Source organism: Streptomyces sp. NPDC050997 (assembly GCF_040660135.1).
In the GTDB taxonomy this organism is placed as follows: domain Bacteria; phylum Actinomycetota; class Actinomycetes; order Streptomycetales; family Streptomycetaceae; genus Streptomyces.
Map to the genome: position 1 here is coordinate 490,246 of NZ_JBFAGK010000003.1, position 26,614 is coordinate 516,859.

Here is a 26,614-nt window from a genome sequence, read left to right on the forward strand (position 1 = left end):
GGGATGGAAAGGGATGCGCGGTCAGCTCAGGTCGGACAGGACGTCAACTGCCTGGGCGTGCAGGCCGGGAGCGGAGGCCAGGAAGTCGTCGCTGGCCAGACTCCACGGTTCTCCCCGGGTGTCGGTGACCGTGCCGCCGGCTTCGGAGACCAGCAGCGCGCCGGGCAGGAGCCCCGAGCGCACGTCGGAGAACTGCCAGAAGGCGTCCATGCGGCCGGACGCGACATGGATGAGCTGCATCGTGGCCGGCACCGAGACCCGCACGACCAATGCGTTGATCAGCATGGCGGTCACCGTGGCGCCCATACGGCGGAGGGCTTCCGCATCCTCACCGGGCTTGGCCTGACCGGTGCCCACCAGAGCCGCCCGCAGGTCGGCCTTGGCGGACGAGCGCAGCGGCTCACCGTTGAGGAGCGCTCCCCTGCCCCGCAGAGCCGTGTAGGTGTCGCCGGTCAGCGGCAGGTAGACCACGGTCAGCAAAGGAGCGTTGTCGCGCACCAGCGTGGCGGTCACCCCCCACTCGCCCATGCCATGAATGTGGTTGATGTTTCCCTCGGCCGTGTCCACCACCCACCACTCGCCCTCGGGCAGCACGCCACTGGCCAACTCGTCCTCCACCCACTGGGACCCGGGACGCGCCTTGAGCAGCGGCTGCTTGATGAGCGCCAGGACTGCCTCGTCATTGGCGTAGATGGCACGGACGATCCCATCGAGGTCACCAGGGCGCGCGCCCACGTCGTAGCGCTCCCGCAGATGTTCTCCGGCCCCCTTCACAGCAGTCACGGCGCGCTCCAGGACCGCTTCGAACTCAGTGCTCTCGGCGGTATCGGCGGAGACGGTACGGGAGTTGGAGAAGGCGTTCATGATCGCTCCTAGCGCGGAAAGGGAGATTCACAGCCTCTCGGCCGTTCGCCTTCGACGTTAAGACCAGGCATCATTAACAGCAAATGCAATCTAGTTACGACTGGATTTACCCTCATGCAACTGGATTTGAATCTGCTTACAGCGCTCGACGCTCTGCTCGAAGAAGGCAGCGTGACGGACGCCGCCGCCCGCCTCCATGTCTCAGCACCTGCGATGAGCCGCACCCTGGGCCGCATCCGCCGGGCCACCGGGGACCAGATCCTTGTGCGCACCGGCCGAACCATGACTCCCACACCCCGTGCCCTCGCATTGCGCGCGACCGTGCACGACCTGGTCCAGCAGGCCCAGTCGGTCCTCTCCCCTCACACAGAAGTCGAACTGGCAGCCCTGGAGCGGACTTTCATCCTGAAATGGCACGACGCCCTGGCGGCGGCAGCCGGCCCCGCCCTGCTCCACTCCTTGCGCACCGAGGCACCCGGTGTGCGTCTGCGCTTCCTGGCCGAAGCCAGTACCGACACCCATGACCCACGGCGGGGAGACATCGACCTCGAAGCCGGAGCCAGCGAACCCTCCTCGCCCGAGATGCGCCACGAGGTCGTGGGCCACGACCGGCTCATCCTCGCCCTGCGCCCGGCCCATCCCCTGTGCCGCGGCCCGCTCACCCTCGAGAACTACGCGGCCGCCGAACACATCACCGTCTCTCGCCGAGGACGACTGCGTGACCCCATCGACGACGCGCTTCAGTCCCAAGGCATGAGTCGACAGGTAGTGGCCGCCACCCCCACCAACGCCACAGCCCTGCAGTTCGTCCGCCACCACAACCTTGTCGTGGCAGTCCCCCAACTCATCAGCCGCGCCCTCCTGAACGACCTCGGCCTGCACACCCGGCCCCTGCCACTGACCATGCCCAGCATCCCCATCTACCTCGCATGGCACCAGCGCTACGACAACGACCCTGCCCACGCCTGGCTGCGCGCGCAGGTCCGCACCGCTTTGCACCACGCATGCAACCCAACCCACGACGCCACCGAGGAACACACGAGCCCCTGAAGCCCCAACTGAACACCGCCGGCGCCCCCGGACCGGATGAGGCAACTCGGCCGTTTGCTCCTGGCCCAGATTCAAGATGCTCGGATGCCTGATCACCGATACGTCGGCCGGCACGTGTGGGCCGACCGAGGGTGACGCCGGCCAGGACCAAGGCCAGTCCGCACAGTTGCTGAATCGTCAGCACTTCTCCGGCGAGCACCGTGCCGAACAGCACGCCCGTGACGGGGTTGAGGAGTCCGATCAGTCCCACGGTGCCTGCGGGCAGGTGTCGCAGTCCGGTGAACCATGCGGTGAATGCCAGGGCGGTGGCCACCAGGGCGACGTAGCAGAAGGCGAGGAGAGTGGGTGTGTCGAGCGCGGGCGGCGTGCCCTCTACCGCTACGGCGACCGGAAGCAGGAACAGACCTCCGGCGGTGAGCTGCCAGGCGGTCGTGGCGATCAGGTCGACGTCGCCACTCCACCGCTTGGCAAGGATGTGGCCGAAGGACGACACGAGAACGGCCGCCGACGCGGCGAGGATTCCCGGCCCGCTCGTCGCTCCTACCCCCGTGAGCAGCATGAGACATACGCCGGCGAGCCCGACTACCCCACCGGCCAGGTGCGCGGTCCGGGGCCGCTCGGCCACCAGGGGCCAGGCGATGAACATCATCGTCAGCGGAGACACCGCCATGACAGTCGAGGCGACGCTCGTGGGCAGCAGCTGGGAGGAGGCGTAGACGAGGACGAAGAACACGCTCACGTTGACCACGCCCAATATGGCGGATCGCCACCACCACGGACCATGGGGCCGTCGCCTGCGGAAGGCCAGCAGGGCGAGGCCGGCGGGCAGCGCCCGCAGGGCAGCCCCGTACAGCGGGCGGTCCACCGGGAGGAACTCACGGGTGACGAAGTAGTTGGCCCCCCAGGCCACCGGCGCGACTGCGGTCAGCGCCACCCAACGCGCATTAGCTTCCATGGAAGACAATATAACTTCCCGGGAAGCTAATATGGCGGTTATGGAAAACCGGCAACCGATGGACCGCGTAGCACGCATCCAGGACGAGTGGCGGCGCGAACGACCCGAGGTCGACATCACGCCACAAGGAGTGATCGGCCGACTGCACCGGCTGGCAGACCGCCTCAGTGAAGAACTCCGCCTCGTCTACGGCCGCTTCGGCCTGAGCGAGGGAGAATTCGACGTCCTGTGCGCCCTGAGACGCGCGGGCGAGCCGTATGAACGGGCACCCGGCGAGCTCGCCGCACACACCATGGTCACCACCGGCGCGATGACGAAGAGAATCGATCACCTGGAACGAGCCGGACTCGTCACCCGCCGCCGCTCCGACGACGACCAACGGGGGCGGATCGTCGCCCTCACCAGACCCGGACTGGAACTCATCGACCGAGCGTTCACCGACCACATGCACAACGAGCGGCGTCTGCTGGATCTCCTGACGCCCATCGAGGCTTCGGCACTCGAAACACTGTTGACGGCGTGGCTCTCCCACATGGAGCATCCGCGCCCTACCAGCGACGACTGACCGACCGCCTCTTCCGACTACGCCCTGCACTTCGGCGCGTGACCGAGCGCTTCGATCGGCCGCTTCGGGCTCGAAGTCGGCCGACAGCGACCCTAGAAGGATCACGCCCAGATGACGGATCACCTGCCTTCCGAATCACCGACCGTAGAGCGACTCACGCGGTACACGATGACCGAACAGAGCGAAATCCTCGGCGACAGCACCGACCCGTTCGGTGTGGCGGACACCGGTTTGGTCTGGCTGCCCAAGGAAGACCACTTCGGCGTCAGAATGGCCGGCCGACTTGTCGCACATACCGGCCTGCTGCGACTGCCCATAGCGATCGGCCGTGTCCGCACCGACGTCGTGGGCGTCGGCGGAGTAGCCGTGTCCCCCGATCTACGGGGGAACGGGCTCGCGCGGCTGGCCATGACGGCAGCACTGCAGCATGCCCGAACGATGGGGCCGCAGCACGGACTTCTCTTCTGCCGACCTCCCCTCGTGCCTCTCTACCAACGGCTCGGATGGCGGACCCTGGACCAGGACGTCCAAGTCCAGCAACATGAAGGCCCCGTGACCATGCCCCTGCGGACCATGTGGACGCCCTTGCATCACGGTGTGCACTGGCCGACCGGAACAGTGCGTCTGCTCTCACTTCCCATGTGACGGACACACCTGGTGGCTTGAGCCGGTTGAAGCACCGCTCCACCACGTTGCGCCGCTCACGCACCACTCCCGTGGTGTACGTGGCGTCGCGGAAGACTAGGGATTGATCCTCGTGCGGGGCCCAACCGCCGTTACTGGCGTCCCATTCGTTCGAGGCGATAGTCGGCAGCGGGACCATCCCGGCGCCACGGGCGGCGCAGAATCGGGCGACGGGATCGGCGAGGCCCCACGGGGCCAACAACCGACCTTCCAGCCCGGAGCGAGAGACAGCTCGCTGTCGTAGAGCTCCTCCGGGTACGGAGCGTAGGAGCTGTCCACGCCGGCGTCGGCCGCCTGCCACCTCGCCACCACCCGCGCCCGAGCCGAACAGCAAGCCGCCGGCTGATCCACCGCTCGCACCGCTCGGCGCTACCGGGCGTTGGCGTTTCCGAGCTCGGCTGCCAACGCAGCCATGTCCCGCAAGCGCTTGTAGTACTCGATCACGCCGCCCTCATCTTCGATCGACGGCAGGACATTCTCAACGGCCGCGAGGCGGCTGAGCAGGATCGTGCGGCGCTTCTCATCAAGGGGCCCTGACAGCGACGAGGAGACGCAGCCGGCGATGTCGGCGTCGAGCAACACCATGTCTTCGCCTTCGATCTCTCGACCGCGCATGTGTGGCGGGAAGGGTGCGCGCATGTGCTCTTCCCACAGCCGTGAGAGCAGGTCCAGTTCCGGTTCGCTCATGCTCGAGATCATGCCTCACAGATCAGGCTCGACAACATTTTCCCGGCGCCAGGTCATCCTCCGCTCTCGGAACCTGCCGACAAGCGCGTTAGTTCGCCACGGCCGTCGTAGGGATGGCCCTGGTGGTAGCCGCTGCTGCCGACGGGCACCGCACGGGTGGTTGCTCCGGCATATATCAAGGGGCTCTCAAGGATTCGGGCTGCACGCCCTGGTGTATCTGGCCCAGGCCGCCGCCATCCGTGGATTGGTTATGTGCGTGACTGCGGGAGCCGGACCGCCTCGCCCACACCAAAGCCCAAGCCGAACAAGCCCAGGCCGGCTGAGCTGACTCTCAGCAGCTCTCTCCTCCGTCACGCCGATGGCCAGGCGCTCCTGCATGGCCGAGTTCTCAGAGGCGAGCAGCCAGGCGTTCCTTGGCCGCAGGCCACTCGTCGGCGAGGATCGAGAAGTACACCGTGTCCCGCCAGGTACCGTCCGGGCGTCGGCGGTGGCGGCGGAGTACTCCTTCTCGGCGTGCCCCAATACGTGAGATCGCGGCCTGTGAGCGGTGATTGAGGTGATCGGTCTTCAACTGTACGCGTCCCATGCCCAGGTCTTCGAAGGCGTGGGTGAGCAGGAGCAGCTTCGACTCGGTATTGACGACGGTGCGCCAGTACGCGCGCCCGTACCACGTCCAGCCGATCTCCAACCATTCGTCGGCCACGTTGATGTCCATGTACGTTGTCCAGCCGATGGCCTGGTCGGTGGCACGGTGGATGGCCGCAAAGGGAACGTATACGCCCTGCTCGGCGGCCTTGAGCAGCGTGGCAAGCTTGCCGCCCAGTTCCGCCTGTGTCTGCGGCGCCGGCCCGCCCTGCCACCGCCACACCTCCTCGTCACCGCCTCCCGCCTCGAAGAGTTCGCCGAGATGCTTCACCGCGAGCGGCTCCAGGCGTACTTGACGGCCGGTGAGCGTAATGGGCAGCGGAGTCTGAGCAGGCATGGACCGGAAGGTATCGGGGTGTCGCGCTAGGAACAACTCAATTCTGCCCTAGTGCAATCTCGCTGCACCGGGGCAATGCCCCATGCGGCGCCCTCCGGTGATCGAGCGATCAGCCCAGCCAAGAGATGGAAGCACCCTTGACGCGATATTCCGGCTCTCATCATGACCAAGACCGATGCGGTGTTGGGACTCGCTGGTGTTCGACGGGATCGACGACGTGGACGTCGAGGCGGTGACCGTTGCCTTCGGCACGGTCGACGTGGTGGCCAAAGGCCGGGCGGCCGGGGCGGCGTGTCCGGACTGCGGTCGCTTCTCCGACCGGGTGCACGACTGCTATCAGCGGAGGTTGAAGAATCTCCCGCTCGGTGGGCAGATCCTGCTGCAATAGCCTCCTCGGCCATCAGGCAGCATGAGCCTGGCTCCCGTCGCGCCACGCGCATGGCCGGGAACACGGCGGCCCTGCAGGGCCGGCGAGAGGTACCGAAGTGAACGACGGAGGCAAGACATGAGGACAGACGCGGACATCGATTCGCTCCGCTGGGCGGTGGCCTGGATGTGCGTCACCTTTACCCGCGGCCTGAGCTCCGAGGAAGTCTTCACCCGGTACGGGGCTGACTCGGACCAGGCACGCCTGCTCGACTGGGACACAGCCTCGGACCTGGTCTCGGGCGACTCCGGTGACGGGATGGTCTCGCTGCTGCGGTCCGGGAGGATCGGTGAATGGGCCTTCTGCGTCGAGGAGGAAGGTGGCATCGGCTTCGGGAAAGAAGCGCTCGCGGAGTTGTCTCGGGGCACTGAGACGTACAGCCTGGCGACGACCGAGGGGATCGACGTCTTCCAGTACTGGCGTGACGGCGAGTGCGTCGAGCACTTCGAGCCCGATATGGAGCACACCCGGTCCGAATCGCTCGGCCCCTGGTGGGATCGGGTGGAAGCGGCGCTCGCCGCGCACGAAGGTGAGGATGCCGGGATGGCACCTGTGGTGGCCCTCGTACTGGACCACCTCGGCATCACCCTGGACGACGCCACCCTCGCCGGGCCCTGGCCCAGCCTGACGCTCGCCGAGGACGACGCGCCGTCGGGGCCACTGGGCAACAGCTACGCGGGCGAGGGACCGGTTCCGCCCGGGACTGTCGAGATCCGGTAAGACCCCACGGTCCGACCACGGCCAGTGGATAAACGCCCGGATCTGTCGCCTCACCGCTGGTGGTCATCCCCTTCACGCTGTGGGCTCGCGGCCGACTGCGGCGAGCCGATGTCTGCGTCCCACGCGTCCACGCGATGCGCTGCAGGGGCTGGCGCCGGCCACGGCGGCCACGACGGCCACGACGGCCGCAGCCGGAACGCACACGGTGGCGCGACGGCTTCTGCGCTCGGGGGGGGCGAACACGACCGAACTTGATCACTCACTTGGGGATTCGCCGGACGCGCATCCTCGGTGCGCTCGACGCGAGGCACGCCGAACCAGGTGGTCACGGCGGCGATCACGATGATGGCGGTGCTGGCGGTGATGTTCCAGAACGCCGCGCGCCAGCCGAAGTGCTCGCCGACCAGGGTAGAGATGGGCAGTCCGAGCAGGGTGGAGGTGCCCGTCCCCTTCGGTGGTTCCGGGTCCTCTCGGCTCAGTCGACGAACAGCCCCCGCGCCGCGGCCCGCGCGTCGAACTCCTCCAGGTGGGCCTGGGCGTCCGGCAGGGCGTCGCACATCGCTTCCAGGAGGACCTGCCCCAGCAGCATGGGGGCGCTCACGGTGTCGAACACCAGGTCAGTCCCCACGGCCCCGTCACTCTGGAACAGCCCACCAGCGCGATCGCGGCCGGCATCGAGGACCGGATCACGATGGCCCCGACCGCGGCCCGCCGCCTCCACGAAATGGCGGGCCTGGCGCTCCGGTTGGCCGCCGTCGAGCTGATGTGCGGCGCCCAGGCAGTCGATCTCCGCGGGCACGCCGGGGAGTTGGGCGAAGGAACCGGACGCGCCTATGCGGCGGCTCGGCGCTCGGTCCCTTTCGTCGGCGCGGGCGAGGCACCGGAGGGCGACCTCGACGCGCTCGAGGATTGGCTCGCCGGCGACGACGTCCCGTAACCGACCCACCCATGACAGTCCCGCGACGTACCCGCACCCGAGGATGACCATGAACGCGACGAACGCCACCCCGATCGACACGACCGCCCTCGCCGAACTCGCCGTGTCCGACCGCCCGTTCCTGCCCGAGGAGTGTGCGGACCGGGCCCGCCGCGCGGCGGCCTTCGTCGACACCACCGCGCTCGACCGCTCCGGCCCCGGCTCGTATCTGCTGCTGTGGCGGAACGACCACTCGGAAGCGTGGCTGAACACCTGGTGGGAAGCGCGCGACACCGGCTACCACGACCACCAGGGTTCCTGTGTCGGTGTGCACGTCCTGGAAGGCACCGCCTGGCAGGAGGGGTTGCCGGTGGCCGGCCCGCGCCGTTCACGCCAGTACGGCCCGGGCGAGTCGTTCTCCTTCCCCGGCTCGGGCGTCCACCGGATGGACCACGACGCCGGCGCGATCACCATCCACGTCTACTCGCCGCCCCTGCAGGCCATCGGCCACTACGAGATCATCGACGGCGAGCTCCATCGCACACCCGGCCTGCCCGACGAGGGCTCACCCGCGAGCCCTCGACTGCTCGACGCCCTGAACGCGATCGACCGGTGACCTGCCTCATGCCCTCACTGTGGTGCGGGTGCACGTACCGTCTTCGTAATGATCGCCGTGCTTCAGGCAGATACCCAAAGTCAGCTTCTTTCCCTCAGGGAAGTCGAGGTTGAATTCACGACCTGAGGGCCCGTCCGGATCGTAGTACGAGAAGTCCTTGCCGCCGAGGGACACCGAGACACTGCGACCATCATCGACATAGTCGATGACGGTCAGCCGATCGCCGTTGCTCTTGAATATCGCACGGCCGGCGCCTGCTTTGTACTCACCCCACTTAAGGGTCCGCACCGTACCGTCTGCATGGGCTGGAGAGGCGAACGTCAGAGCCAGTAGGGCGCTCGAAGCCAAGACACCGATGACGGTCCGCTTGCGTTTTGCCATGCGAATTCACACCTCGTTTCGTGATGCACTGGAACGCCAGATCGATCAACATCACGCTAAAGAAGATCCGTAACGCCTGTCAATGATTGTCAGTTCATGCTGGTGCGCTCGCTGTTGGCGGACAGGGGGACGGCGGGCGAGGCGTGCCGCAGCAGATGGTCGAGCAGCACCTTGAACGGCTCGGACCGGTCTTCGTACGCAGCCTGAAGATCGGCCCTGTTGAGGCTCGGTCGGGACGGCTGGCCGTCACACCACACTCACCGGATGCCGCACCACCGCGTCGAACAGGTAGCCCTGGGTGTTGGGCACGGCGGTGTCCGGCTGAGTACGGCCGGCCGTGTCCGTGGCGCGCGCCAGCAGGTGTGTGGCGCCGGGTGCGTCGGGTTGCCAATCGAGGGACCAGCGGGTCCAGGTACCGGCGCGGGGCCGGTCGTGCAGGTGGGCGTGCCGCCAGTTCGCCCCGCCGTCGGTGCTGACGTCGACCCGGGCGACGGCGCCCGCGCCCGACCACGACCGTCCGTGCAGTACGTGCCTGCGGCCCGCCGTGAACGTGGCCCCGCTCGCCAGCTCGAAGGCGCTCTTCGTGGCCTGCCGGGTGAGCGGCGCACTGCCGCCCTCCGGGTAGGAGGGACCGAACAGCCGGTAGAAGGTCGTGTTCCACGGCGAGTAGAGCGGCTGCGCGGACACCTCGATGTCGCCGACCCACTTGATCGACGCGATCCCCACCCAGGACGGCACCACCACCCGTACCGGATACCCGTGGTCGTACGGAAGCCGCTCACCGTTCATCTCGTACGCGAGCAGTACGTCGTCCAGCGCCTTGGCCAGCGGCAGCGGACGGCGCACCCGGCCCAGACTCTCCCGCCGCTGACGTACTCGGCGTCCAGTCCGCGCGGCTGCACGTCCACGGCGTACGGGGACAGCCCGGCCCTGCGCAGCACGTCGGACAGGCGCACCCCGCGCCAGCGGGCGACGCCGATCGCTCCCAAGGTCCAGGCGGTGCCGGTGACCGTCTCGCCCTGCTGGGTCGTGTAGTAGGAGCGGCCGTTTCCGGCGCACTCGACGAAGGCGGTGCGGGTGACGGCCGGCAGGCCCGCAGATCGTCGTAGCCGAACTCCACCGGCCGGTCCTCGCCGGGGGAGCCGCGCAGGCCGCTCCCGCGCACGCTGATCGGCGGGCAGGCCCACGGCGTACCGCTGCCCCGTATCCACGTCGGCGACGCGTTGTTCGGTCCCGCTGTCGGTGAGGTCGTCGCGGCCGCGCCCGGCGGTCCGTTGCGTCCCGGGGACACGGTCGCACACCTGCTCGGGTGGCGTGAGCACGCGCTCGTGGCGGCAGCCGACCGCGCTCCCCTGGGCGATGTCCTGCCCGATCCGGTGGCCCACCTGTCGTCCGGGTCGGCCGCCTACGGAGCACTGACCCGACTCGCCGAAGTCCGCCCCGCCCACACCGTGTTCGTCACGGGCGCGGCGGGAGCCCTGGGAACTCTGGCAGGCCCCGTCGCACGCCTCCTGGGCGCCGCGAGGGTGATCGGCAGCACCCGGTCACCGGACAAGGCCGCGCGGCTCCGGTCCGAACTGGGCTACGACGCGGTCGTGGTGCCGGGGCCCCGGCCGATCGACGAGCAGTTGGCCGCGGCGGCGCCGGACGGCATCGACGTGCTGCTGGACACCGTCGGCGGCGAACAGCTGACCGCGGCTGTTCGCGCCGCGCGTCGGGGGGCCCGCTTCGCACTGGTCGGCGCGCTGGCAGGACAGTTGTCGCCGCACCTGGACGGTGGCAGCGCACCCGCGGAGGGTGAACGGGGAGACGTCCGTCGGGTAGCGGGCGGCGCGGCCGACGCGCTCGGCGAGATGGGCGTGCGGGCCCGTCAGCGCGGCCCAGGCGGAGTTGTCGAGGATGTGTGGTTCCGTCAGTCTCGGGGACGGGACGGGGTGGACGCTGGTGGACATGTCGGTGCGAGGTCTCCGTATCTGGAACGCGGCGAGGGCCTTTGACCTGGCCGGCGGGCAGCCTGTCCGACCCGCACCCTCGGGTCGGACACGGTCACGTGGATGACCGCCGGCGCGACCGCGTGGGTGGTGGTTGTGCGACGGATGTCATCCAGGCACCGCGGCGAGGTTGTGCGTGCCGCGCACCGCCCGCTCGGCGTCGCGCTTGGCGACCTCCTCGCGGACGATCGGGATCACGTGCCTGCCGAAGTCGATCGCGTCGCCCAGCAGGTCGTAGCCGCGGGCGGAGAGGATGTCGACGCCGAGGTCGTAGTAGTCAAGGAGGGCCTGGGCGACCGTCTCAGGGGTTCCGACCAGGGCGTTGGAGTTGCCCGCGCCCCCGGTGGCGGCGGCTGTCGGGGTCCACAGGGCGCGGTCATAGCGCTCCCCCGCCTCGGCGATGGCGATCAGCCGCTGCGAGCCGCTGTTCTGCGGCTGAGCATGCCCGTTGTGGCGTTTGGTGATCGCCTCGCCCTTCTCCTTGCGGGCCTTGATGGCGCCGACCGTGCGATGGGCCTTCTCCCAGGCCAGTTCCTCGGTCGGGGCGATGATCGGGCGGAACGCCGCCTGGATGCGGGGAACGTCGGTGCGGCCCGCGGCCTTCGCGGCGGCCTTCACGGCCTCAATCTGTTCGGCGGTCCTCTCAAGGGGCTCGCCCCACAGGCAGTAGATGTCTGCCTCGGCGCCCCCTGCGGCGTACGCGGCGGGCGACGACCCGCCGAACGACACGTTGGGGCGCGGCTGCTGGACGGGGAAGACGTCGCTGACGAAGTCGTGGAAGCGGTAGTGCTCGCCCTCGTGGTCGAAGGGCTCGTGGCTGGTCCAGATCTTCTTGACGATCCGGATGTACTCGCGGGTGCGGGTGTAGCGCTCGTCCTTGGTGAGGGTGTCGCCCTCGCGGCCCTGCTCCCGGTCGTTGCCGCCGGTGATGAAGTGCACTGCCAGCCGGCCCTCGCTGATCTGGTCGAGGGTCGCGAAGGTCTTGGCGGCGAAGGTCGGGTACGAGACGTTGGGCCGGTGGGCGAGCAGGATCTGGAGGTGCTCCAGCCTGCTCGCGATGTACGCGGCGGCCGGCGCGGGATCCGGCGATCCGGAACCGTAGGCGAACAGCACCCGGTCCCAGCCGTGGTCCTCATGCGCGCGGGCGAGCCGGAGCGTGTACTCCTTGTCGAAGGCGGCGCCGGAGCGCGGAGTCGTTTCGGAGCCGTCGTGGGTGGCGGCGATACCAAGGAACTCCACTGGCATGGGAGATGGCCTTTCCTCAAGTCCTCTGGGTCCGTGCCGTGGGCAGCACGGGGGCACAGCTGAGCAGCGCTGAACGCGGCCGGGTGTGACGGCGCTTCAGGGTGCTGGCGACCAGGTGGTGAGCAAGTGTGACGACGCCGGGGCACAGGCCTCGGGCGAGGTCGGGGCGGCGGCAGCGGCAGCGCGTGTCAGGGGGAGGCGCTCGGCACCCGACGGGGTCGTCGAGGTGGGGAGGGCGGGCGGGTCAGACGGCCCGCTGCCGCATCAAGCGCAACATGCGCAACACGCGGCGGACCACACCCGACCGAAGTCGATGTGGTCACGGGTGACCAGGTGCTGATCCGCGTTCATGTGATTGATTGAGCAATAGTTTTCGCTTCCCGTCAACCGCGACGTGGATGCCGGACCGGCCTTGAGTAGCTCGTAGGCAGGTGGTCGACGGCGACCGGTGAGCCCGCCCGCGGTGTTGCGTTCCCTACATTTCCTATCGATTTACTAGGAAAGCATTGACGGCCCGCCCAGCGGGTGCGCAGGATGGTTCACATGTCCCACACGCAGCAACGACTCGTTCGTCGTCGGCATGTCGACTTTGGTCACGTCGTCAGCGCCGCCTGCTGTCGCGCGTAGGGCACGCCGCTCACACGGTGCGCGTGCCGCTCCGCTCCTTCTCTCTCATCCCAGGTGATCAGGTCCCAGGTGATCAGGCGAACCATCCACCGCGCCTGATCACCCGACGTACTTCTGAAGGACGACCGCCATGACCACGGTACTTCCGGCCCAGGCCACCCCAGCGGATCCCATGCTCCCCGACATGCGCCATCTCCGCCTCGTGGGCGACACCGCGCAGAGCCGCACCGAGGAACACGGTTCCGCACCCCTCGTCGGCTACCTCGTGCTCGTTCCCGAGGGCACCGATCCCGCGCAGCTCTTCGCCAAGGACGTGCCGCGACCGGAGATCCGACCGGTTGCCTACACGGACTCACCTCCCGTGCGGCAGACGGGAGGCATGGGCGTCCGCATCGATGCCGTGCGGCATGTCGCAGAACTGGACGGACGCGAACTCGACCTCACCTACCTGGAGTTCGGGCTGCTGGCGCATCTCGTGCTCCATCCCCACCAGGTCCACTCGCGCGACCAGTTGATGGCCGGCATCTGGGGCTACGACCACATCGGCGACGGCCGCACCGTGGATGTCCACATCGCGCGGCTGCGCCGCAAGCTGGGCACGGCTCACCGGCACAGCATCGTCACCGTACGGCGGGTGGGCTACAAGTACGTGCCCGACCAGCAGCAGAGCCCCAACACCGCACCCTGCCATCGATTTTGAGGAGACCACCGCCATGGGCGTGGCCACTGCGCCGTCCGAATCCGCCTCGGAATCCGACCGGACCGGGCCCGGCCGTGCGCACTGGCTGCGCGTGGCCCGCGAGACCGCGGACGACCTCGCGACGGACGCGGTGGCCAGGGAGCAGGCAGGCAAGACCCCGTTCGACGAGGTGTCCGGACTGCGTGAAGCGGGACTGCTGACGCTCCTCATACCGGCCGAGCTCGGGGGAGGCGGTGAGGACTGGCTCACGGCCTACGCCGTCGTCCGGGAGATCGCCGCCGCCGACGGCGCGATCGGTCAACTGCTCGGCTGTCACTACTTCCTGTCGTGGAGCGCCGCCTTCTTCGCCGAGCCCGCTCCAGCCGCTCAGGTCGAGCGGCAGTCCGCGGCGGAGCAGTGGTGCTGGGGTGGTGGTTTCGCCCGCCAGGAAATGCCTCTGACGCTGGCCAGGAAAGCCGGTGGCTATGTGCTCGACGGCCGGCAGAGCTACGCCACGGGGGTCCTGGTCGCCGACCGCCTCGCCGTGCGGGCCGAGCGGGCCGACACCGGTGAGCCGGTCGCCGTCGTCGTCGATCCCGCCCGTCACGGGGTGCGGGTCGAGGGCGATGCCGACACCTTCGGCCAGCGGCTCGCGGCGGGCGGCAGCGTGGAGTTCGACGCCGTACCGGTCGCCGCCGAGGACGTGCTCTGCTCACTGTCCGCGGACGAGGACGTCCTGTCGCCCCTGGCCGCTCTGGCATCGCCGGTCGGGCGCCTCCTCTCCGTCCAGCTCCTTCTCGGCATGACCGACGGAGTGCTCGCGGAAGCGCGTGAGTACAGCAGGGCGGGCCAGTCACCCTGGCATCCCGCCTGGCCGGTCGGCTCTCGCCAGGACCCGCATGTGCTGACCGCCTACGGAGAACTCACCGTCCTCGCCCGCTCCGCCTCCGCACTCACCGATCAAGCGCTGGAAGCCGTGCACGGCGGGCTGGCACGCGGCGAAGGCCTCAGCTACGACGAGTACGCGGACATCTCGGTCCTCGTGGCCATGGCCGAAGCCGCCGCCTCCAGGGCGGCGCAGGAATCCACCACCCGCGCCCTCGACATCCTCGGCGCCCGCGCCGCGTCCTCGCGGCTGGGCTTCGACCGCTTCTGGCGCAATGCGCGGACCCACACCTTGCACGAGCCCGTCGCCCACCGACTCCGCGACGTCGGGGACTACTTCCTCAACGGTGCGCACCCTCCATTCGTCCTGCCTGTCTGACCGAGAGGCCTGGAACGCCGGATCAGCCACGGGCCGCGCACGCTACGGAATGAATGAGGCCCCGGTATCTCCCAGCCGGCTCGGCGTGATGAGCGCTCACCGCGAACATGAGCGCCAGCGCCCCGGCAGGCGCGGTCGGTGAGTATCGTCTCCGCCGGCGGTGACGGCACTTTCAGCCACTTCATCGAGGGCGACGGCACCCTCACCAGGCGCCCGCCGCGCCCGCCGCGGCCTCAGCGCCTTGGCCTCCGGACAGGGGACAGGGGACAGGGGACACTCGACCAGAGCACGACGGGATAATGCGCACATGCGGATTTCAGCCAGGGCGGACTACGCGGTACGTGCCGCGCTGCAGCTCGCCGCGTCACGGGACGCCGGGCCACTGAAGGCGGAGGCCATCGCCGACGCCCAGGTCATCCCCCACAAGTTCCTCGAAAGCATCCTGAACGACATGCGCCGCGGTGGTCTTGTCCTCAGCCAGCGCGGCGGCAACGGCGGCTACCGACTGGCCAGGCCCGCCGAGTCCATCAGCATCGCCGATGTCATACGCACAGTGGAGGGACCGCTGGTCTCGGTGTGCGGGGTCCGCCCCCCTGAGCTGTCCTACACCGGCCCCGCCGAGTCGCTGCTCCCCCTGTGGATCGCGCTGCGGTCCAACGTGCGCGAGATCCTCGAAGGCGTGTCGCTCGCCGACGTCGCATCCGCCCAACTGCCCGCCGCTGTATCCGCGTTGACCAACGCCCCGGACGCCTGGGTGAACCCCTGACACGCTCATGGCTCAACCGGGGTACTCGGCCCCTACCGCGGTACGGGCGCCCAACGCCCTTCTGCCCCAGCCCAGTTGGCGGCCATACCCGCCGAGCAGACCGGACTCCTCGAGCTCCCGCACATCATGACAGCGCGAGCCGGAAGCGACCGCGGTCACGAGCGGTGCGACCAACAGCGCGTCGGTCGGGCAGTACGCCTCGCACTGGAAGCAGGTCTGGCCGCTGTCCTGTCGCGCGATCACCGGGACGCCGTCGGGCCCCCGGTCGAACACGCTCGTCGGGCACACGTCGACGCACATGTCGCATCCGATGCAACGGTCCCGCTCGACGATCTCGATCATGCGGCTCGGCCTCTTCCGATTCCGACGACAATGGACTGCGGCACCGACTCCGGACGGCTCCAGACCTCGTCGAGCCCACCCGTGAGCAACCGGTAGAGCACGCCCGCCGAAGCAGTTCTCCTGAGCCCAGGTGACGACCTCGGCGCGTATCGTCCTGAAGGTGAGCGACGCCGGCGGAATTGAGATAGCCACCGAAGTGCCACGGCAGGTTCCGCTCCGGCGCAACAAGGGCTTCCGGAAGCTGTGGATCGGCCAGCTGCTGTCCGATACCGGCACGCAGATCAGCGGGATCGCCTACCCGCTGCTCATCCTGGCCCTGACCCACTCGGCGGTGCTCGCCGGGGTGGTGGGTACGGTGCGGGCAATCACCCTGCTCTGCCTGCAACTGCCCGCCGGTGCGCTGTCGGACCGGTTCGACTGGCGGCTGACGATGATCATCTGCGACATCATGCGCGCCGTGCTGCTGGCTCTGCTCGGCATCCTGATCGTGCTGGATCTCGCGTCCTGGCCGGTGGTCCTGGCCGTGAGCCTGGTCGAGGGGGCCGCCGGTGCCATCTTCGACCCGTCCGCCGCCGCCGCGCTGCCGGGAATCGTGCCGGACGGGCAGCTCGAGCAGGCGTGGGCCGCCACCGAAGCCCGGACGTACGGTGCCGGCCTGGCCGGCCCGGCGCTCGGCGGGGTGCTGTTCGGGGTGGGCCGGGCCGTCCCGTTCCTGGCCGACGCCGTCTCCTTCGTGGTCTCGTTCGGCATGGTGAGCCGGATCCGCGGGCGGTTCCGCCCCGAGAACGCGGCCGGGCGCAAGGCGTTGTGGCGTGAGGTGACCGATGGCCTGCGGCTCGTCTGGCAGGTTCCGATTCTGCGCGCGGCGGTGATCCAGACACCCCTGTTGAACTTCGCCTTCAGCGGCGTGATCTTCAGCATCATCCTCGCGATGGAACAGCACGGTACCTCCACCGCGGTGATCGGCCTGGTGCAGGCAGCCATCGCGGCCGGCGGGCTGCTCGGCGCCGTGGTCGCACCCCGGTTGCAAGGGCGCATGCGCCTGGCAACCTTGGCCACCACGATCACTCTGGCCGGGGCCCTGCTGTTCGGCGCCGCGGCCTTGCTCGTCCCGTCACCGCTGGTGGCGGCGCCGGTCGCCCTGGCGCTGCTGCTCGCCCCGGCCGCGAACGGCGCACTGGTCGCCGTGGTGCTCCGCAGCGCGCCGGAGGAGATGCGCGGCCGAGTCATCAGCACCGTGATGATGGCGGCCACCGCGCTGGCGACGCTGGCGCCACTGATCGCCGGCCTGATCGTCCAGCACGTGTCCGGCGCCTGGGCGGTGGCCGCCTTCGCCGCCACGACCGCCGTCGCGGCCGTGCTGTGCCTGATCCTGCCGGGTTTTCGACACGCGGAGTCCCCGGCGGCAGCACCGGGCTGAGTGGCTGAACGAACAGTCCGCCTGGGACGGTGCCCAGCTTTCGGGCAAGGACTGAACCCGCGTCCTCGCATACGCGCCGCCAGGGACGCTATCCACGCCCCAATTCCCGCTCAACAAGCGGGAGTTGATTGCCGGGCATTGCAACGACGGCTTCGTGTATCCGCCATGCGCCAGTTACCCGAGGGGCCCAGCAACGAATACATGAACATGTCCCGGCGCTCCTCGCCCACCTACTGCCACCTGCGGAGCAGGCCCTCACACTGGAAGCCGACGCGCTCAGCCGTTCGCACAGAGGCCGTATTCCACGGCTCGACATACAGCTGAAGACGGGGAATCTGCAGGTCATCGAAGGCCCAACGGACAACCGCCGAGAGGGCCTCCGCCGCAGCCCCTTGGCCACGAGCCGCCCCGGCCAGCCAGTGCCCCAGCGATGCCCGTCCCTCGCCCCGGTCCTTCAGCCAGAGTCCGACCATTCCGAGCGGGCGCCCGTCCTCGATCCGCACGATGACAACGGGATCGTGGTTGCGGCGGTGCAGCGCGGCGAGGACGGCGTATGCGGATCCGTACGGGCCTCAGGACATGCTGCCCCGGCACACCGTCCCCGGGGCCGGGGTGCGGCCCGTGCGGAGGTATTGGTCGACCGTCTTCGTGACGCAGCGGTTCTGCGGGTATGTGCCGTGGCCCTCCTCCTCGGCCGTCAGGAGCACGCCGACACCGTCGCCCAGGGCGCGGGCCATGTGGCGGGCGCCGGGGTATGGGGTAATTGGGTCGCCGGTGCCGCCGACCACTAGGACGGGGGCCGCGCCGTCGGCGTTCACCTGGGGCGTGGCGCGCTCGCCGTCGAACGGCCAGTCGTAACAGAGGTAGACGCCGGTGGACCAGGCCGCGCCGAAGACGGGTGAGGCGGCTTTGATGCGGGCCGCGTCTCTGTCGAGGCGTTCGAAGCCGGGGCGCAGGCTGGAGTCCGCGCAGGTGATCGCGGTCTGGGCGGCGCGGCTGCTGTCGCGCGGGGTCGCCGCGCGGTCGGCGGAACCGATGTCGTCCGCGCCCTTGCTCAGCGGACGGCCGTCGTTGTGGTCGATCAGCGCGGTGAGGGCCTTGGCGAGCGGCGACCAGCCGTCTGTGCCGAGGTCGAGATGGTCGCTGACGGCGTACGCGAGGTCGTCGGCGTCGAGGTTCCTTCCGCCGCCGGCCGGGGCGGGCTTCTTCTCCAGGCGGTCGGCCAGGCGCGCCATGCGTCGCGCGGCCTCCTCGGGCCCGTCGCCGGTCGGGCAGTGGCGGATACGGGCCGCGCAGTGCGCAGCGAACCGGTCGAACGCCGCCTGGACCGCCTTGACCTGCGACACCTGCTCCTCGTCGAGGTCCTCGGTCGGATCGACGGATGCTTCGAGGACGAGCCGTCCGACGTGCGACGGGTACAGGTGGGCGTAGACCGCGCCGAGCGCCGTTCCGTACGAGACGCCGAAGTAGTGCAGCCGCTCGTCGCCGAGGAGGTAGCGCATCAGGTCGAGGTCGCGCGCGGTGTGCGAGGTGCCGATGTACGGGAGGAGCGCCCCGGAGTGCTCGGCGCAGGCGTCGACCCCGTCGTAGCTGGTGTCGTCCGCGGTCTTCCCGCAGCGCACGGGGATGGTCGCGCCAACGCCGCGCGGGTCGAAGGAGACCAGGTCGTAGCGGTCGAGGAGCGGCTTGTACTGGTTGAGGAGTTCGGGCAGTCCGCTCACGCCGGACACGCCGGGGCCGCCGAAGTTGAGGACGAGCGAGCCGATGCGCCGGGCGTTCGGGCCGGTGGCCTTGCGGCGGATCAGGGCGACGTCGATCGTCCTGCCGTCTGGTTTCCGGTAGTCGAGGGGGGCCTTCATGGCGGCGCAGTCGTAGCCCGTGCGCGCGGTGGGCGGCGAGGTGCAGCGGGACCAGTGGAGGTGCTGGCCGGTGGTGAGCGCGGTGGGCAGACCGGCGGGCGGGTTGTTCGCGGTGAACTCCGTACGCGGCTCCGCACTCCGGCCGGGAGCGTCGTGCTGGAGCCAGGCGCCGACGGCCCCGATCGCGGCGAGGACGACCACCGCGATGATGCGCGCGCCGACCGAGAGGCCCGGTCTATGGCTTCGTATCGGATGTGCGTCACTCATCGAAATCCCCGCGCTCCCGCCCCTGGACGCCCGCCCCGTGCGCGCATGCCCGTACCCGTACCCGTACCCGTGATCGTCCGATCGTCCGATCGTCGAATGAGTGCAGGGTACAAGCCGCCTCCGACAGCACGGCTCGCGAGAGTGCCCAGAAACGTCACCGGCAACGGCGGGCGAACCCTCGAAGCCGCCTGGGCTCTGCGGCAGGTACAGCCAAGGACGACCCTTAGGACTGCTGACAAGAGTGGTGGAGTTGACCTGGCCAGAGGTCGGTGTCGCGCACGAGGCCGCCGGGTATCGGGACGCGGTCAGCCGCGTAATCGCACGCGATAAACCTGGCGACGTCGGCGATCGTCCCCGGGATACTGGTCGCCCATGGATGAGGTCGAAGTCGTCGTCGCCCATTCCGAGCGCGCGACCCTGCGCATCGGCGACGTGTTCCTGAAGGTGGACGCCGATCAGGCGCGCATCGACGTCGAGGTCGAAGCGATGTCCCTCGCGCCGGTCCCGACCCCGAAGGTCCTGTGGTGCAAGCCGCCCGTGCTCGCGATCGCCGCACTCCCGGGGACGACGCTTGGGCGCCTCGGCGGGCCGTCGACCGGGTCGCCGGCGGCGTGGTCCGCGGCGGGCGCCGCCATCCGGAAGCTGCACGACGCGCCCCTGCCGCCCCGGACCGGCCAGGCCGGCCGGAGCACCGTTGCGCTGGCGGCGGAACTCGACGACGAGTGCGAGTTGCTCGTGACGAACGGCCTCCTGCCAGCTGACCTGGTCACCCGCAACCGCCAGGTCGCCGAGGCCGCGCTCCGGCCGTGGACTCCGGCGTTCACACACGGCGACCTGCAGATCGCGCATGTCTTCGTCGACGGCGACGAGGTCACCGGCATCATCGACTGGTCCGAGGCGGGCCAGGGTGATGCCTTGTACGACCTCGCCACCTTCACGCTCGGACACGAGGAGCACCTCGACGATGTCGTCGCCGGCTATGGCACCGACATCGACCTCGACGTGATCCACGCGTGGTGGTCGTTGCGAAGCCTGCTGATAGTTCGCTGGCTGATCGAGCACGGCTTCGACCCGTTCGCGCCGGGCTGTGAGGTCGACGTACTGAGATCCCGGATGTGAGGCTGCGCGGGCCCGACTGCCACGTATGCGTTCTGACGCAACGGATGGCAGGTATCGCCAGGATCAGCGGCTTGAACACCTGGCTGTCAGGTACATACACCACCGCCGTGAACACGGCCCGCTCGTCGCACGGTGCGGTCCCACCACCTTGCGGACGAGCAGCGAACGACGGCAGCAACGGTACGACCAATTCACGGAGTTCATCAGGGACCAGACGCTTCGACCGATCAGCACCCACGACCAGCATCGTGCAGCTGCAGCCTGTCACACACCCTCATGCGGCAGCATTCATGTCACCGGCTACGGATGGTGTGTGACAGGCCCGATGGCTCATTGGATCAGGTCGGTGTGCGGATGCTCGGGGGAGGTCGGGCAGACGTAGAGCTGCATGCTGTCGGTGCTGCCCACTTCGACCGCAGTCGGCTGCGAGGGGTATTGGGCAGCGCAATGGGCGGCGTTGGCGGCGGCCTGGTCTTCACACGGCGTCCAGCTGCTTCCTCCACCACCGTCCCATTCGAAGGAAGCGATGGTCAGCAGCGGGACCATCTGCACATCGCAGACAGTGCAGTATCGGCGGTACGGGTCGGTGCGGCCCCACGGGGGCCAGCCGCCGACCTTCCAGCCGGGGGCGTCAGCCAGCTCACAGTCATAGAAGTCCCGCGGATGGTCCGCGTAGGCGCTGTCCACGCCCACGCCGGCTGCCTGCCATCTGCTCCGGTCCTCCACCATCAGGCGCATCTCCGGGCTCAGATCGAGGCTGTCGGGGTACTCGGTGATCGCTTCTGGTGCCAGCACGCACGGCTCGGGCACATAGCCCGGATAGTTCGCCTCGTACGGTTCCGGCGGTGTGGCGAGGATGTCGACGACCGCGGCGGCGGACCGCCAGAACAGCGCGGTCGACGGCTTGTTGTCCGGATGGTGGTCGTAGGGGCACCAGAGAATCTGGAGCAGATCGGCCTGGCCGGGCGGCCGCAACAGGGATATGTCGCGCAGATACAGCTGGGCCACGGGCAACATGGGGACGGGGCACTCCGCGGGCGGAGGGCTGACAGCGAGTCGCTCCGCGAGTCTCGCGGCGCTCCGTTCCTTGAGAGCCTCCTCCTCGGGCGTTGGCTCGAAAGCACCGGAATCAGGGTGCCACCGGGCCCGCATGCGTCTCTCAAGGCGCACTATGGCCGGCGACTGGCGGAACCAACTGTCAAAGTGCCGGTGCGAGCTTTCACAGTGCGGCCACGGCTCCTCGGCCGGCCACAGCAACGGCCCCCCGACCGAGCTCTCCCTGACCGAAGGCGACCCCGGGCGGGGATGCAGCCGAATCGCAGGACGCGCCAACGAAGCCAGCTCAGGAACGACCGCGGTCACATCTACAGGCCGCGGCGGAGTCGTACGTAAAAAGACCATGCCGGTGATCCTGCCACCGGCCACTGACAGTCCCCTGCCGCCTCAATCGGCGTGGCACCGGGAAATCCGCGGCATCGTCCGGCACCTGCGATTCGCCGCCGCGTATTGTCCGACTCACCTCTCACCTCCCACCGTTGACGGATTACGGCGGCGATAGCTAAAGTTTCAAATGGCATTGAGTGTCAGCGTCAAGCCCTGGCTCGCTGACCGGCAACCCTCCGACGCGGTGGGGTGCTCCAGGTGAAAGCCCGGCCGGGTCGCCGACCTGGCAAGCGCGTGGCCCCGTGGCAGGGGCCTGGGACACGGAGGAATGAGCGTGCGGCACAGCAGCGTCTCGACTCCCTCCATCGCGGCGGCTCTCTCCCGATTCTCCCGCCGACGCCACATCGACCTGCGGCGCACCAGCAGCTGCCTGTGTCATGGCTGACTGCGTCCCGTCGGCTGTCTGAGGACGTTCACCGCCGGTTTTGACGTCCGCGGCAGAATTCTTTCTTTTCACGTCTCCCCCTCGTGAACCGTGTCGCTCTTCCTCGGGAGCAACACCATCCACGCGTCTCCATTGTCCGCACGCACCCGTGCGCGCCGACACGCACGTCGATGCCGCGTGGGGCAACGTGACCCGCGCCGACCCGGACATCCTGCGCAGCTCGTTCTCCACGAAGCCGGCCAACTTCTACCGTCTGCCGGCCGGCCCGCTGGACTCGCCGCTGGCCCAGCAGGCGGCGACCACCGACGCAACCAAGCGCAAGCAACTGGTCGACCAGACACAGCAGTTGATTGTGCGGACCGCCGAGAAGCTCTTCTCCCGACCCCGCCACGCGTACACCCGCGAGATGCTCGCGACGATCCCCGGCGGCCGTTACGCCACGGCCGCATCCGAGCCGTTGGAAGCGAAGGAGCACGCATGACCGTCCAGGACACCACCGCAGACCTGCACGCGTTCACCCGCGACTGGCAGGAGTGGCACACCGCTCAGGAGGCACGACTCGCCGACCCCCACGGGTTCCTCGCCATCACCGGCCTGCACTGGCTCGGCGACGAGCCGCAGCGCTTCCCGGACGCTCCGGGCGCCTGGTCGACCGGCGCCGACGGGGTCGTCGTGGTCCTCGACGACGGCGAGGAACTGGTCGTCGACGGCGCCCCCGTCCACGGCGAGCACCGCTTCGGGGTGTTCCCGGAGCGCGGTGGAGTCAACGCGGTCTGGGGCGACGCCGTGATCGAGGTGGCCAAGCGCGGCGGACACGACATCGTCCGTCCCCGGCACCCGGACACCCCACTGCGCACCGCCTTCACCGGCACGCCCGCCTACCCGCCACACCCCCGCTGGGCGGTGACCGGCCGCTACACGGCCTTCGACGAACCGCGACCGACGACCGTGGGTGCGGCGGTCGAGGGCCTTGAGCACGTGTACGACGCGCCGGGCCGGGTCGAGTTCGAGCTGGACGGACGCCCCCTGGCACTCACCGCGTTCCCCGGACGCCGCCCGGGCAGTCTGCTGGTGCTGTTCACCGACGTGACCTCGGGGGTCACCACCTACGCGGCCAACCGGGCCCTCGCCCTCGACCCGCCCGCCGCCGACGGCACGGTCGTCCTGGACTTCAACCGGGCCGCGAACCTGCCGTGCGCCTACACCGATCTGGCCACCTGCCCCCTGCCGCCGGCCGAGAACCGGCTGCCCGTGCCGGTCGAGGCCGGGGAGAAGATCCCCCGCGAGCGAGGCGGTTCCTGAGCGGCGCACCGCCACCGAGACGACCACGACAAGGAGGAACGAACACCGCATGAGCATCCCCGCGATCAGCTCGCTGGCCTTTCTCACCCCGGGCAACTTCGCCGACGACGACCCGTACACCGGCCTGGAGGAAACGCTGCAGCTGTTCGAGTACGGCGAACGGCTCGGCTTCGACGGCGCCTGGATCCGGCAACGCCATCTCGAACACGGCGTCGGCTCGGCCGCGGTCTTCCTCGCCGCGGCCGGCCAGCGCACCGAGCGGGTCGAACTGGGGACCGCTGTCATCCCGATCGGGTACGAGAGCCCGTTCCGCCTCGCCGAGGACCTGGCGCTGGCCGACGTGCTGTCCCGCGGCCGGCTCCAGGTCGGCCTCAGCACCGGCATGCCGCACGCCGAGCTCCTCGGCGACCTGGTGTACGACGGGGACTGGCGCGGCTTCGACCTCTCGTACGGCAGGATCGCCCGCGTCATCGACCACCTGCGGGGCGACTACCTCGGCGGCCCCGACACGGTCATCCAGTCGCCGGGCAACACCCAGCGGCCACGCCTGCAACCGCACAACCCCGGCCTGGTGGACCGGGTCTGGTACGGCGGAGGCAGTCTGCGCTCGATCCGCTGGGCCGCCGAACACGGCCTGAACCTGCTCAGCGGCAACATCGTCACCGGCGAGGGCACCGACGACTTCACCACGGCCCAGCTCGCCCTGCTCTCCGAGTACCGGCGCGCCCTCCCCGGGGACCGTCGGCCCCGGGTGGCGCTGGGGCGGGTGATCGTGCCGTTCGACAGCGCCGACGCGTCCACGCGTGCCCGCTACCGGGAGTACGCGGCCAGTCGGCACGCGCGCACCCTGGCACCCCAAGGCCCAAAGCGGATCCTGTTCGCCCCGGACGTGGCCGGGACCGCGGAACAGATCCTGGAGCAACTGACCGCGGATCCCGTGGTCTCGGCCGTGTCGGAGCTGCGCCTGGAGCTGCCGTACGAGTTCCACCGGGCCGACTACGAGCAGATCCTGCACGACGTACGGCACTTGATCGCACCCGAGCTGGGCTGGCGACCCGACAGCGCGCTGCTGCACGGGGCGGGCCGATAAGCACCTGATCACCGGCGATCCCCGCCCGAGCGTGCAGGAGCACTACGGCGACTCGGCGGCCCATGCCGCCCCGACGGCAAATCAACTGGCCTTCCGCGTCGGGGCGTTGGCGAGTGACATCCGTCTTCGGGTCGGCGCCCCGCGCGGTCGTGGGTACCGGACGCATCAAGTGCCCGTCTGGGCGACTGCGTGGGCTTCTGACGCGCTGCCGCCAGCAACTCGTGGAGACGTACGGCGGTCTGTCAGTGCGGCAGTTGACGGGCGGCAAGAAGCGCGACGTCGTCCTCACGGACCCCGTTCGTCAGCCGGGCCAGGAGCGTGTTGAGCATGTCCTCCAGCGGGCCGTCCGGCGAGAGTCTCAGCTTGGTGAACGCGCGCACCGAGACGTCGATGTCCGTGCCGCGCTCTTCCACCAGACCGTCGGTATAGAGCAGCAGCGCCGCGCCGGGCTCCATCCTTACAGTGATCGATTCGTAGTCTCCCAGCTCGGTGCCGATGGGCGGACCGGCCGGAAGCCACAACACCTCAGGGGTGCCCCCCGGTCCGACGACGACGGGCGGCAGGTGCCCGGCGCTGGCCGCCGTGCACGTGCCCGCCTGGGGATCCATGAGGACGAGAAGACACGTGGCGACGCGGTCGAGGCCGATGTGCGCGACCCGGCGGTCGGCCTCGCCGAGGATCTCGTCGACCGGCATGCCGGAGGCAGCCACGGTGCGCAGCAGGGAGCGGTACTGACTCATGGCCACGGCGGCCTGGAAGCCGTGGCCCATCACGTCTCCCATGACCAGCAATGTGCGGCCGCCTGGCAGGGCGATCGAGTCGTACCAGTCACCGCCGACCAGGGCGCTACGGCCGGAGGGCAGATAGCGGGTGGCCAATTCGACACCGGCGTGCGGGCTGCCCGGTTCGGACAGCAGCGCGCGCTGCAGTTCCAGCGCCATGGTGTGCTCGTAGGTGTATGCGCGAGCGCTGTCGATGGCGACAGCGGCGCGCCCGGCCAAGCCCTGGGCTGTCAGGACGTCATCCTCGCTGAAGGGCGCTGATGCTCCGGCCCGCCCCAGAATGACGATGCCGACCGTCGTGGGCAGCGGAACGAGGAGAAGCGAATGGACCCCGGCCGCACGGAAGACCCTGACCCGCTCCGGGTCCACTGTCACCTTCTGGAACAGCTCGTCCGAGGCCAGGTTGCCCAGCCACGGCCGCCCGCTGTCCATACAGCGCCGCGTGACCGAGCCCCGCGGGAGGTCCAGGTACTCTCCCGGTCCGCCCAGCCCGCGCAACTTCCCTTTCATCTCCTGCGGTGCCGAGAGCGCCATCTTGCGCAGCCGCAGCATCCCGGGAGCAGGCGGGGGCGTCCCGTTGAACCACTCCTCGACAATCCCGACGGCGGCAAGATCGGCCAGGGAAGGCGCAAGGAAGTCGGCCAGCTCAGTGCAGGTGGCCTCGATGTCGAGTGTGGTGCCGATCCGGGTGGCCGCCGTGTCCAGCAGGGCGAGCCGCTGATGCGCGTCCTCCAGATCGTCCAGATACCGGCGCAGATTGCTGACCTCCACGCCGATCCCGCACAGACCGACGACCCGGCCCTGCGCCTCCAACCGGTGAAAGACCGCGCGCCACAACCTGCGGCCCAGGCGTGAGGGGACACGTGTGGTGCCGGTGACGGTCACTTCGCGGGGCTGCCCGTCCTCCATCACCTGGAGCAGAACGTCGTCGGGGCCGTGGACATCCGGCAGCACCTCGCCCGGCGTCCGGCCCAGGAACGCGGGGGCCGGCACGCCACTGACCCGGGACCAGGCGGGATTCACGTAGAGATAGCGCAGCTGCTCATCGAGAATGACGACAGGCGCCAGGGTGCCTTCGACGATCCGGCGCAGAAAACCGCACTCACACGCCTCCCCCATCAGATCGCCCAGGAGGTCTGCCAGCTCTGTCGGAAGACCCTGATGCTGAGGGAGAAGCCACGGCGGG

At 69.3% G+C, this 26,614-nt stretch carries 27 protein-coding genes, 7 pseudogenes and 1 riboswitch; of the genes and pseudogenes, 18 read left to right on the plus strand and 16 right to left on the minus strand.

What is annotated here, in order from left to right; all coding sequences use genetic code 11:
* Positions 1–21: 21 nt before the first annotated feature.
* Entirely contained in the window at positions 22–864 is an 843-nt protein-coding gene (locus AB0H86_RS08840) for an inositol monophosphatase family protein (RefSeq protein ID WP_362434724.1), read from the minus strand.
* Positions 865–978: 114 nt separating this feature from the next.
* Here AB0H86_RS08840 and AB0H86_RS08845 point away from each other — a divergent pair, with 114 nt between their 5' ends.
* A complete protein-coding gene (locus AB0H86_RS08845; protein WP_362434727.1) occupies positions 979–1,914 on the plus strand; it encodes a LysR family transcriptional regulator in 936 nt (311 codons plus the stop codon).
* Positions 1,915–2,032: 118 nt separating this feature from the next.
* Here the strand turns inward: AB0H86_RS08845 and AB0H86_RS08850 are convergent.
* Positions 2,033–2,869 (minus strand): annotated as a pseudogene (locus AB0H86_RS08850) (EamA family transporter); the annotation flags it as partial.
* Between the two features lie 40 nt (positions 2,870–2,909).
* Here AB0H86_RS08850 and AB0H86_RS08855 point away from each other — a divergent pair.
* Complete coding sequence (locus AB0H86_RS08855; protein WP_362434729.1) at positions 2,910–3,434, plus strand: MarR family transcriptional regulator; 525 nt, start codon at positions 2,910–2,912, stop codon at positions 3,432–3,434.
* 111 nt (positions 3,435–3,545) lie between these two features.
* Entirely contained in the window at positions 3,546–4,079 is a 534-nt protein-coding gene (locus tag AB0H86_RS08860; RefSeq protein WP_362434731.1) for a GNAT family N-acetyltransferase, read from the plus strand.
* Between the two features lie 408 nt (positions 4,080–4,487).
* Here AB0H86_RS08860 and AB0H86_RS08865 read toward each other — a convergent pair whose 3' ends face one another.
* Together AB0H86_RS08865 and AB0H86_RS08870 are read right to left on the minus strand one after the other, a co-directional pair.
* Positions 4,488–4,805, minus strand: coding sequence for a hypothetical protein (locus AB0H86_RS08865; protein WP_362434734.1), 318 nt, complete (start codon positions 4,803–4,805; stop codon positions 4,488–4,490).
* A gap of 388 nt (positions 4,806–5,193) precedes the next feature.
* Positions 5,194–5,787, minus strand: coding sequence for a GNAT family protein (locus AB0H86_RS08870; protein ID WP_362434737.1), 594 nt, complete (start codon positions 5,785–5,787; stop codon positions 5,194–5,196).
* 196 nt (positions 5,788–5,983) lie between these two features.
* On the opposite strand from AB0H86_RS08870, the gene AB0H86_RS08875 reads away from it, so the two are divergent.
* The 3 genes and pseudogenes from AB0H86_RS08875 to AB0H86_RS08885 all read left to right on the plus strand — a co-directional run.
* Positions 5,984–6,175, plus strand: a complete 192-nt coding sequence (locus AB0H86_RS08875; RefSeq protein WP_362434740.1) for a hypothetical protein — start codon at positions 5,984–5,986, stop codon at positions 6,173–6,175.
* Positions 6,176–6,292: 117 nt separating this feature from the next.
* Positions 6,293–6,934, plus strand: coding sequence for a DUF6461 domain-containing protein (locus AB0H86_RS08880; RefSeq protein WP_362434743.1), 642 nt, complete (start codon positions 6,293–6,295; stop codon positions 6,932–6,934).
* Between the two features lie 26 nt (positions 6,935–6,960).
* Positions 6,961–7,106: pseudogene (locus tag AB0H86_RS08885) on the plus strand (HXXEE domain-containing protein); the annotation flags it as partial.
* Between the two features lie 115 nt (positions 7,107–7,221).
* Here the strand turns inward: AB0H86_RS08885 and AB0H86_RS08890 are convergent.
* Together AB0H86_RS08890 and AB0H86_RS08895 are read right to left on the minus strand one after the other, a co-directional pair.
* A pseudogene (locus tag AB0H86_RS08890) lies at positions 7,222–7,368 on the minus strand (MFS transporter); the annotation flags it as partial.
* A gap of 41 nt (positions 7,369–7,409) precedes the next feature.
* Positions 7,410–7,565 (minus strand): annotated as a pseudogene (locus tag AB0H86_RS08895) (MurR/RpiR family transcriptional regulator); the annotation flags it as partial.
* 60 nt (positions 7,566–7,625) lie between these two features.
* Between AB0H86_RS08895 and AB0H86_RS08900 the strand changes: the two are divergent.
* A complete protein-coding gene (locus AB0H86_RS08900) occupies positions 7,626–7,871 on the plus strand; it encodes an aromatic amino acid lyase (protein ID WP_362434746.1) in 246 nt (81 codons plus the stop codon).
* Between the two features lie 49 nt (positions 7,872–7,920).
* Positions 7,921–8,466: a hypothetical protein gene (locus tag AB0H86_RS08905; protein WP_362434748.1), complete on the plus strand. Its 546-nt coding sequence runs from the start codon at positions 7,921–7,923 to the stop codon at positions 8,464–8,466.
* Between the two features lie 6 nt (positions 8,467–8,472).
* On the opposite strand, the gene AB0H86_RS08910 is transcribed toward AB0H86_RS08905, so the two are convergent.
* From AB0H86_RS08910 to AB0H86_RS08920, 3 genes and pseudogenes are all read right to left on the minus strand, one after another.
* Positions 8,473–8,847: a hypothetical protein gene (locus AB0H86_RS08910; RefSeq protein ID WP_362434751.1), complete on the minus strand. Its 375-nt coding sequence runs from the start codon at positions 8,845–8,847 to the stop codon at positions 8,473–8,475.
* 89 nt (positions 8,848–8,936) lie between these two features.
* Positions 8,937–9,104: a hypothetical protein gene (locus AB0H86_RS08915; protein WP_362434753.1), complete on the minus strand. Its 168-nt coding sequence runs from the start codon at positions 9,102–9,104 to the stop codon at positions 8,937–8,939.
* A pseudogene (locus AB0H86_RS08920) lies at positions 9,094–9,973 on the minus strand (sulfite oxidase); the annotation flags it as partial. The pseudogene AB0H86_RS08920 and the gene AB0H86_RS08915, both read right to left, overlap by 11 nt.
* A 34-nt stretch (positions 9,974–10,007) precedes the next feature.
* Here AB0H86_RS08920 and AB0H86_RS08925 point away from each other — a divergent pair.
* Positions 10,008–10,610, plus strand: a pseudogene (locus AB0H86_RS08925) (zinc-binding dehydrogenase); the annotation flags it as partial.
* Positions 10,611–10,646: 36 nt separating this feature from the next.
* Here AB0H86_RS08925 and AB0H86_RS08930 read toward each other — a convergent pair.
* Together AB0H86_RS08930 and AB0H86_RS08935 are read right to left on the minus strand one after the other, a co-directional pair.
* Positions 10,647–10,799: pseudogene (locus tag AB0H86_RS08930) on the minus strand (GNAT family N-acetyltransferase); the annotation flags it as partial.
* 147 nt (positions 10,800–10,946) lie between these two features.
* Complete coding sequence (locus AB0H86_RS08935; protein WP_362434755.1) at positions 10,947–12,083, minus strand: LLM class flavin-dependent oxidoreductase; 1,137 nt, start codon at positions 12,081–12,083, stop codon at positions 10,947–10,949.
* A gap of 757 nt (positions 12,084–12,840) precedes the next feature.
* On the opposite strand from AB0H86_RS08935, the gene AB0H86_RS08940 reads away from it, so the two are divergent.
* From AB0H86_RS08940 to AB0H86_RS08950, 3 genes are all read left to right on the plus strand, one after another.
* Positions 12,841–13,410 (plus strand): winged helix-turn-helix domain-containing protein, encoded by a 570-nt coding sequence (locus AB0H86_RS08940; protein WP_362434757.1) that lies wholly within the window; start codon positions 12,841–12,843, stop codon positions 13,408–13,410.
* Positions 13,411–13,423: 13 nt separating this feature from the next.
* Positions 13,424–14,653, plus strand: coding sequence for an acyl-CoA dehydrogenase family protein (locus tag AB0H86_RS08945; RefSeq protein ID WP_362434759.1), 1,230 nt, complete (start codon positions 13,424–13,426; stop codon positions 14,651–14,653).
* Positions 14,654–14,960: 307 nt separating this feature from the next.
* Complete coding sequence (locus AB0H86_RS08950; RefSeq protein ID WP_362434762.1) at positions 14,961–15,419, plus strand: Rrf2 family transcriptional regulator; 459 nt, start codon at positions 14,961–14,963, stop codon at positions 15,417–15,419.
* A 12-nt stretch (positions 15,420–15,431) separates the two neighbouring features.
* Here the strand turns inward: AB0H86_RS08950 and AB0H86_RS08955 are convergent, their stop codons facing one another.
* Entirely contained in the window at positions 15,432–15,761 is a 330-nt protein-coding gene (locus AB0H86_RS08955; protein WP_362434764.1) for a ferredoxin family protein, read from the minus strand.
* A 160-nt stretch (positions 15,762–15,921) separates the two neighbouring features.
* Here AB0H86_RS08955 and AB0H86_RS08960 point away from each other — a divergent pair, with 160 nt between their 5' ends.
* Positions 15,922–17,181 (plus strand): MFS transporter, encoded by a 1,260-nt coding sequence (locus tag AB0H86_RS08960; RefSeq protein WP_362434766.1) that lies wholly within the window; start codon positions 15,922–15,924, stop codon positions 17,179–17,181.
* A gap of 230 nt (positions 17,182–17,411) precedes the next feature.
* Here AB0H86_RS08960 and AB0H86_RS08965 read toward each other — a convergent pair whose 3' ends face one another.
* Both AB0H86_RS08965 and AB0H86_RS08970 read right to left on the minus strand, forming a co-directional pair.
* The gene (locus AB0H86_RS08965; RefSeq protein WP_362435262.1) at positions 17,412–17,717 is read right to left on the minus strand and encodes a GNAT family protein; all 306 of its coding nucleotides are present in this window, start codon (positions 17,715–17,717) and stop codon (positions 17,412–17,414) included.
* Positions 17,718–17,753: 36 nt separating this feature from the next.
* The gene (locus AB0H86_RS08970; protein WP_362434769.1) at positions 17,754–19,307 is read right to left on the minus strand and encodes an alpha/beta hydrolase; all 1,554 of its coding nucleotides are present in this window, start codon (positions 19,305–19,307) and stop codon (positions 17,754–17,756) included.
* Positions 19,308–19,679: 372 nt separating this feature from the next.
* On the opposite strand from AB0H86_RS08970, the gene AB0H86_RS08975 reads away from it, so the two are divergent.
* Positions 19,680–20,426: a phosphotransferase gene (locus tag AB0H86_RS08975; protein WP_362434771.1), complete on the plus strand. Its 747-nt coding sequence runs from the start codon at positions 19,680–19,682 to the stop codon at positions 20,424–20,426.
* Between the two features lie 330 nt (positions 20,427–20,756).
* Here AB0H86_RS08975 and AB0H86_RS08980 read toward each other — a convergent pair whose 3' ends face one another.
* The gene (locus AB0H86_RS08980; RefSeq protein WP_362435265.1) at positions 20,757–21,827 is read right to left on the minus strand and encodes a hypothetical protein; all 1,071 of its coding nucleotides are present in this window, start codon (positions 21,825–21,827) and stop codon (positions 20,757–20,759) included.
* 171 nt (positions 21,828–21,998) lie between these two features.
* Positions 21,999–22,108, plus strand: a riboswitch (SAM riboswitch).
* A 29-nt stretch (positions 22,109–22,137) separates the two neighbouring features.
* Between AB0H86_RS08980 and AB0H86_RS08985 the strand changes: the two genes are divergently transcribed.
* From AB0H86_RS08985 to AB0H86_RS09000, 4 genes are all read left to right on the plus strand, one after another.
* Entirely contained in the window at positions 22,138–22,254 is a 117-nt protein-coding gene (locus tag AB0H86_RS08985) for a putative leader peptide (protein ID WP_362434774.1), read from the plus strand.
* A 148-nt stretch (positions 22,255–22,402) separates the two neighbouring features.
* Entirely contained in the window at positions 22,403–22,735 is a 333-nt protein-coding gene (locus AB0H86_RS08990) for a hypothetical protein (protein ID WP_362434776.1), read from the plus strand.
* On the plus strand, positions 22,732–23,556 hold the full coding sequence (locus AB0H86_RS08995) for a DUF1684 domain-containing protein (protein ID WP_362434779.1): 825 nt from the start codon (positions 22,732–22,734) through the stop codon (positions 23,554–23,556). Before AB0H86_RS08990 ends, AB0H86_RS08995 begins: the two co-directional genes overlap by 4 nt.
* A gap of 49 nt (positions 23,557–23,605) precedes the next feature.
* The gene (locus AB0H86_RS09000; protein ID WP_362434781.1) at positions 23,606–24,646 is read left to right on the plus strand and encodes an LLM class flavin-dependent oxidoreductase; all 1,041 of its coding nucleotides are present in this window, start codon (positions 23,606–23,608) and stop codon (positions 24,644–24,646) included.
* Positions 24,647–24,888: 242 nt separating this feature from the next.
* Here AB0H86_RS09000 and AB0H86_RS09005 read toward each other — a convergent pair whose 3' ends face one another.
* On the minus strand, positions 24,889–26,547 hold the full coding sequence (locus AB0H86_RS09005; RefSeq protein ID WP_362434784.1) for a SpoIIE family protein phosphatase: 1,659 nt from the start codon (positions 26,545–26,547) through the stop codon (positions 24,889–24,891).
* Positions 26,548–26,614 lie beyond the last annotated feature (67 nt).

Bases quoted from the DNA above. Each gene is read 5' to 3' on its own strand.
- AB0H86_RS08870 (WP_362434737.1), bottom strand. From the start codon at position 5,787: ATGCCTGCTCAGACTCCGCTGCCCATTACGCTCACCGGCCGTCAAGTA.
- AB0H86_RS08910 (WP_362434751.1), bottom strand. From the start codon at position 8,847: ATGGCAAAACGCAAGCGGACCGTCATCGGTGTCTTGGCTTCGAGCGCC.
- AB0H86_RS08855 (WP_362434729.1), top strand. From the start codon at position 2,910: ATGGAAAACCGGCAACCGATGGACCGCGTAGCACGCATCCAGGACGAG.
- AB0H86_RS09005 (WP_362434784.1), bottom strand. From the start codon at position 26,547: ATGGGGGAGGCGTGTGAGTGCGGTTTTCTGCGCCGGATCGTCGAAGGC.
- AB0H86_RS08970 (WP_362434769.1), bottom strand. From the start codon at position 19,307: ATGAGTGACGCACATCCGATACGAAGCCATAGACCGGGCCTCTCGGTC.
- AB0H86_RS08905 (WP_362434748.1), top strand. From the start codon at position 7,921: ATGAACGCGACGAACGCCACCCCGATCGACACGACCGCCCTCGCCGAA.
- AB0H86_RS08955 (WP_362434764.1), bottom strand. From the start codon at position 15,761: ATGATCGAGATCGTCGAGCGGGACCGTTGCATCGGATGCGACATGTGC.
- AB0H86_RS08945 (WP_362434759.1), top strand. From the start codon at position 13,424: ATGGGCGTGGCCACTGCGCCGTCCGAATCCGCCTCGGAATCCGACCGG.
- AB0H86_RS08980 (WP_362435265.1), bottom strand. From the start codon at position 21,827: ATGGTCTTTTTACGTACGACTCCGCCGCGGCCTGTAGATGTGACCGCG.
- AB0H86_RS08995 (WP_362434779.1), top strand. From the start codon at position 22,732: ATGACCGTCCAGGACACCACCGCAGACCTGCACGCGTTCACCCGCGAC.
- AB0H86_RS08900 (WP_362434746.1), top strand. From the start codon at position 7,626: ATGGCCCCGACCGCGGCCCGCCGCCTCCACGAAATGGCGGGCCTGGCG.
- AB0H86_RS09000 (WP_362434781.1), top strand. From the start codon at position 23,606: ATGAGCATCCCCGCGATCAGCTCGCTGGCCTTTCTCACCCCGGGCAAC.
- AB0H86_RS08935 (WP_362434755.1), bottom strand. From the start codon at position 12,083: ATGCCAGTGGAGTTCCTTGGTATCGCCGCCACCCACGACGGCTCCGAA.
- AB0H86_RS08985 (WP_362434774.1), top strand. From the start codon at position 22,138: ATGAGCGTGCGGCACAGCAGCGTCTCGACTCCCTCCATCGCGGCGGCT.
- AB0H86_RS08840 (WP_362434724.1), bottom strand. From the start codon at position 864: ATGAACGCCTTCTCCAACTCCCGTACCGTCTCCGCCGATACCGCCGAG.
- AB0H86_RS08880 (WP_362434743.1), top strand. From the start codon at position 6,293: ATGAGGACAGACGCGGACATCGATTCGCTCCGCTGGGCGGTGGCCTGG.
- AB0H86_RS08845 (WP_362434727.1), top strand. From the start codon at position 979: ATGCAACTGGATTTGAATCTGCTTACAGCGCTCGACGCTCTGCTCGAA.
- AB0H86_RS08860 (WP_362434731.1), top strand. From the start codon at position 3,546: ATGACGGATCACCTGCCTTCCGAATCACCGACCGTAGAGCGACTCACG.
- AB0H86_RS08975 (WP_362434771.1), top strand. From the start codon at position 19,680: ATGGATGAGGTCGAAGTCGTCGTCGCCCATTCCGAGCGCGCGACCCTG.
- AB0H86_RS08940 (WP_362434757.1), top strand. From the start codon at position 12,841: ATGACCACGGTACTTCCGGCCCAGGCCACCCCAGCGGATCCCATGCTC.
- AB0H86_RS08865 (WP_362434734.1), bottom strand. From the start codon at position 4,805: ATGAGCGAACCGGAACTGGACCTGCTCTCACGGCTGTGGGAAGAGCAC.
- AB0H86_RS08950 (WP_362434762.1), top strand. From the start codon at position 14,961: ATGCGGATTTCAGCCAGGGCGGACTACGCGGTACGTGCCGCGCTGCAG.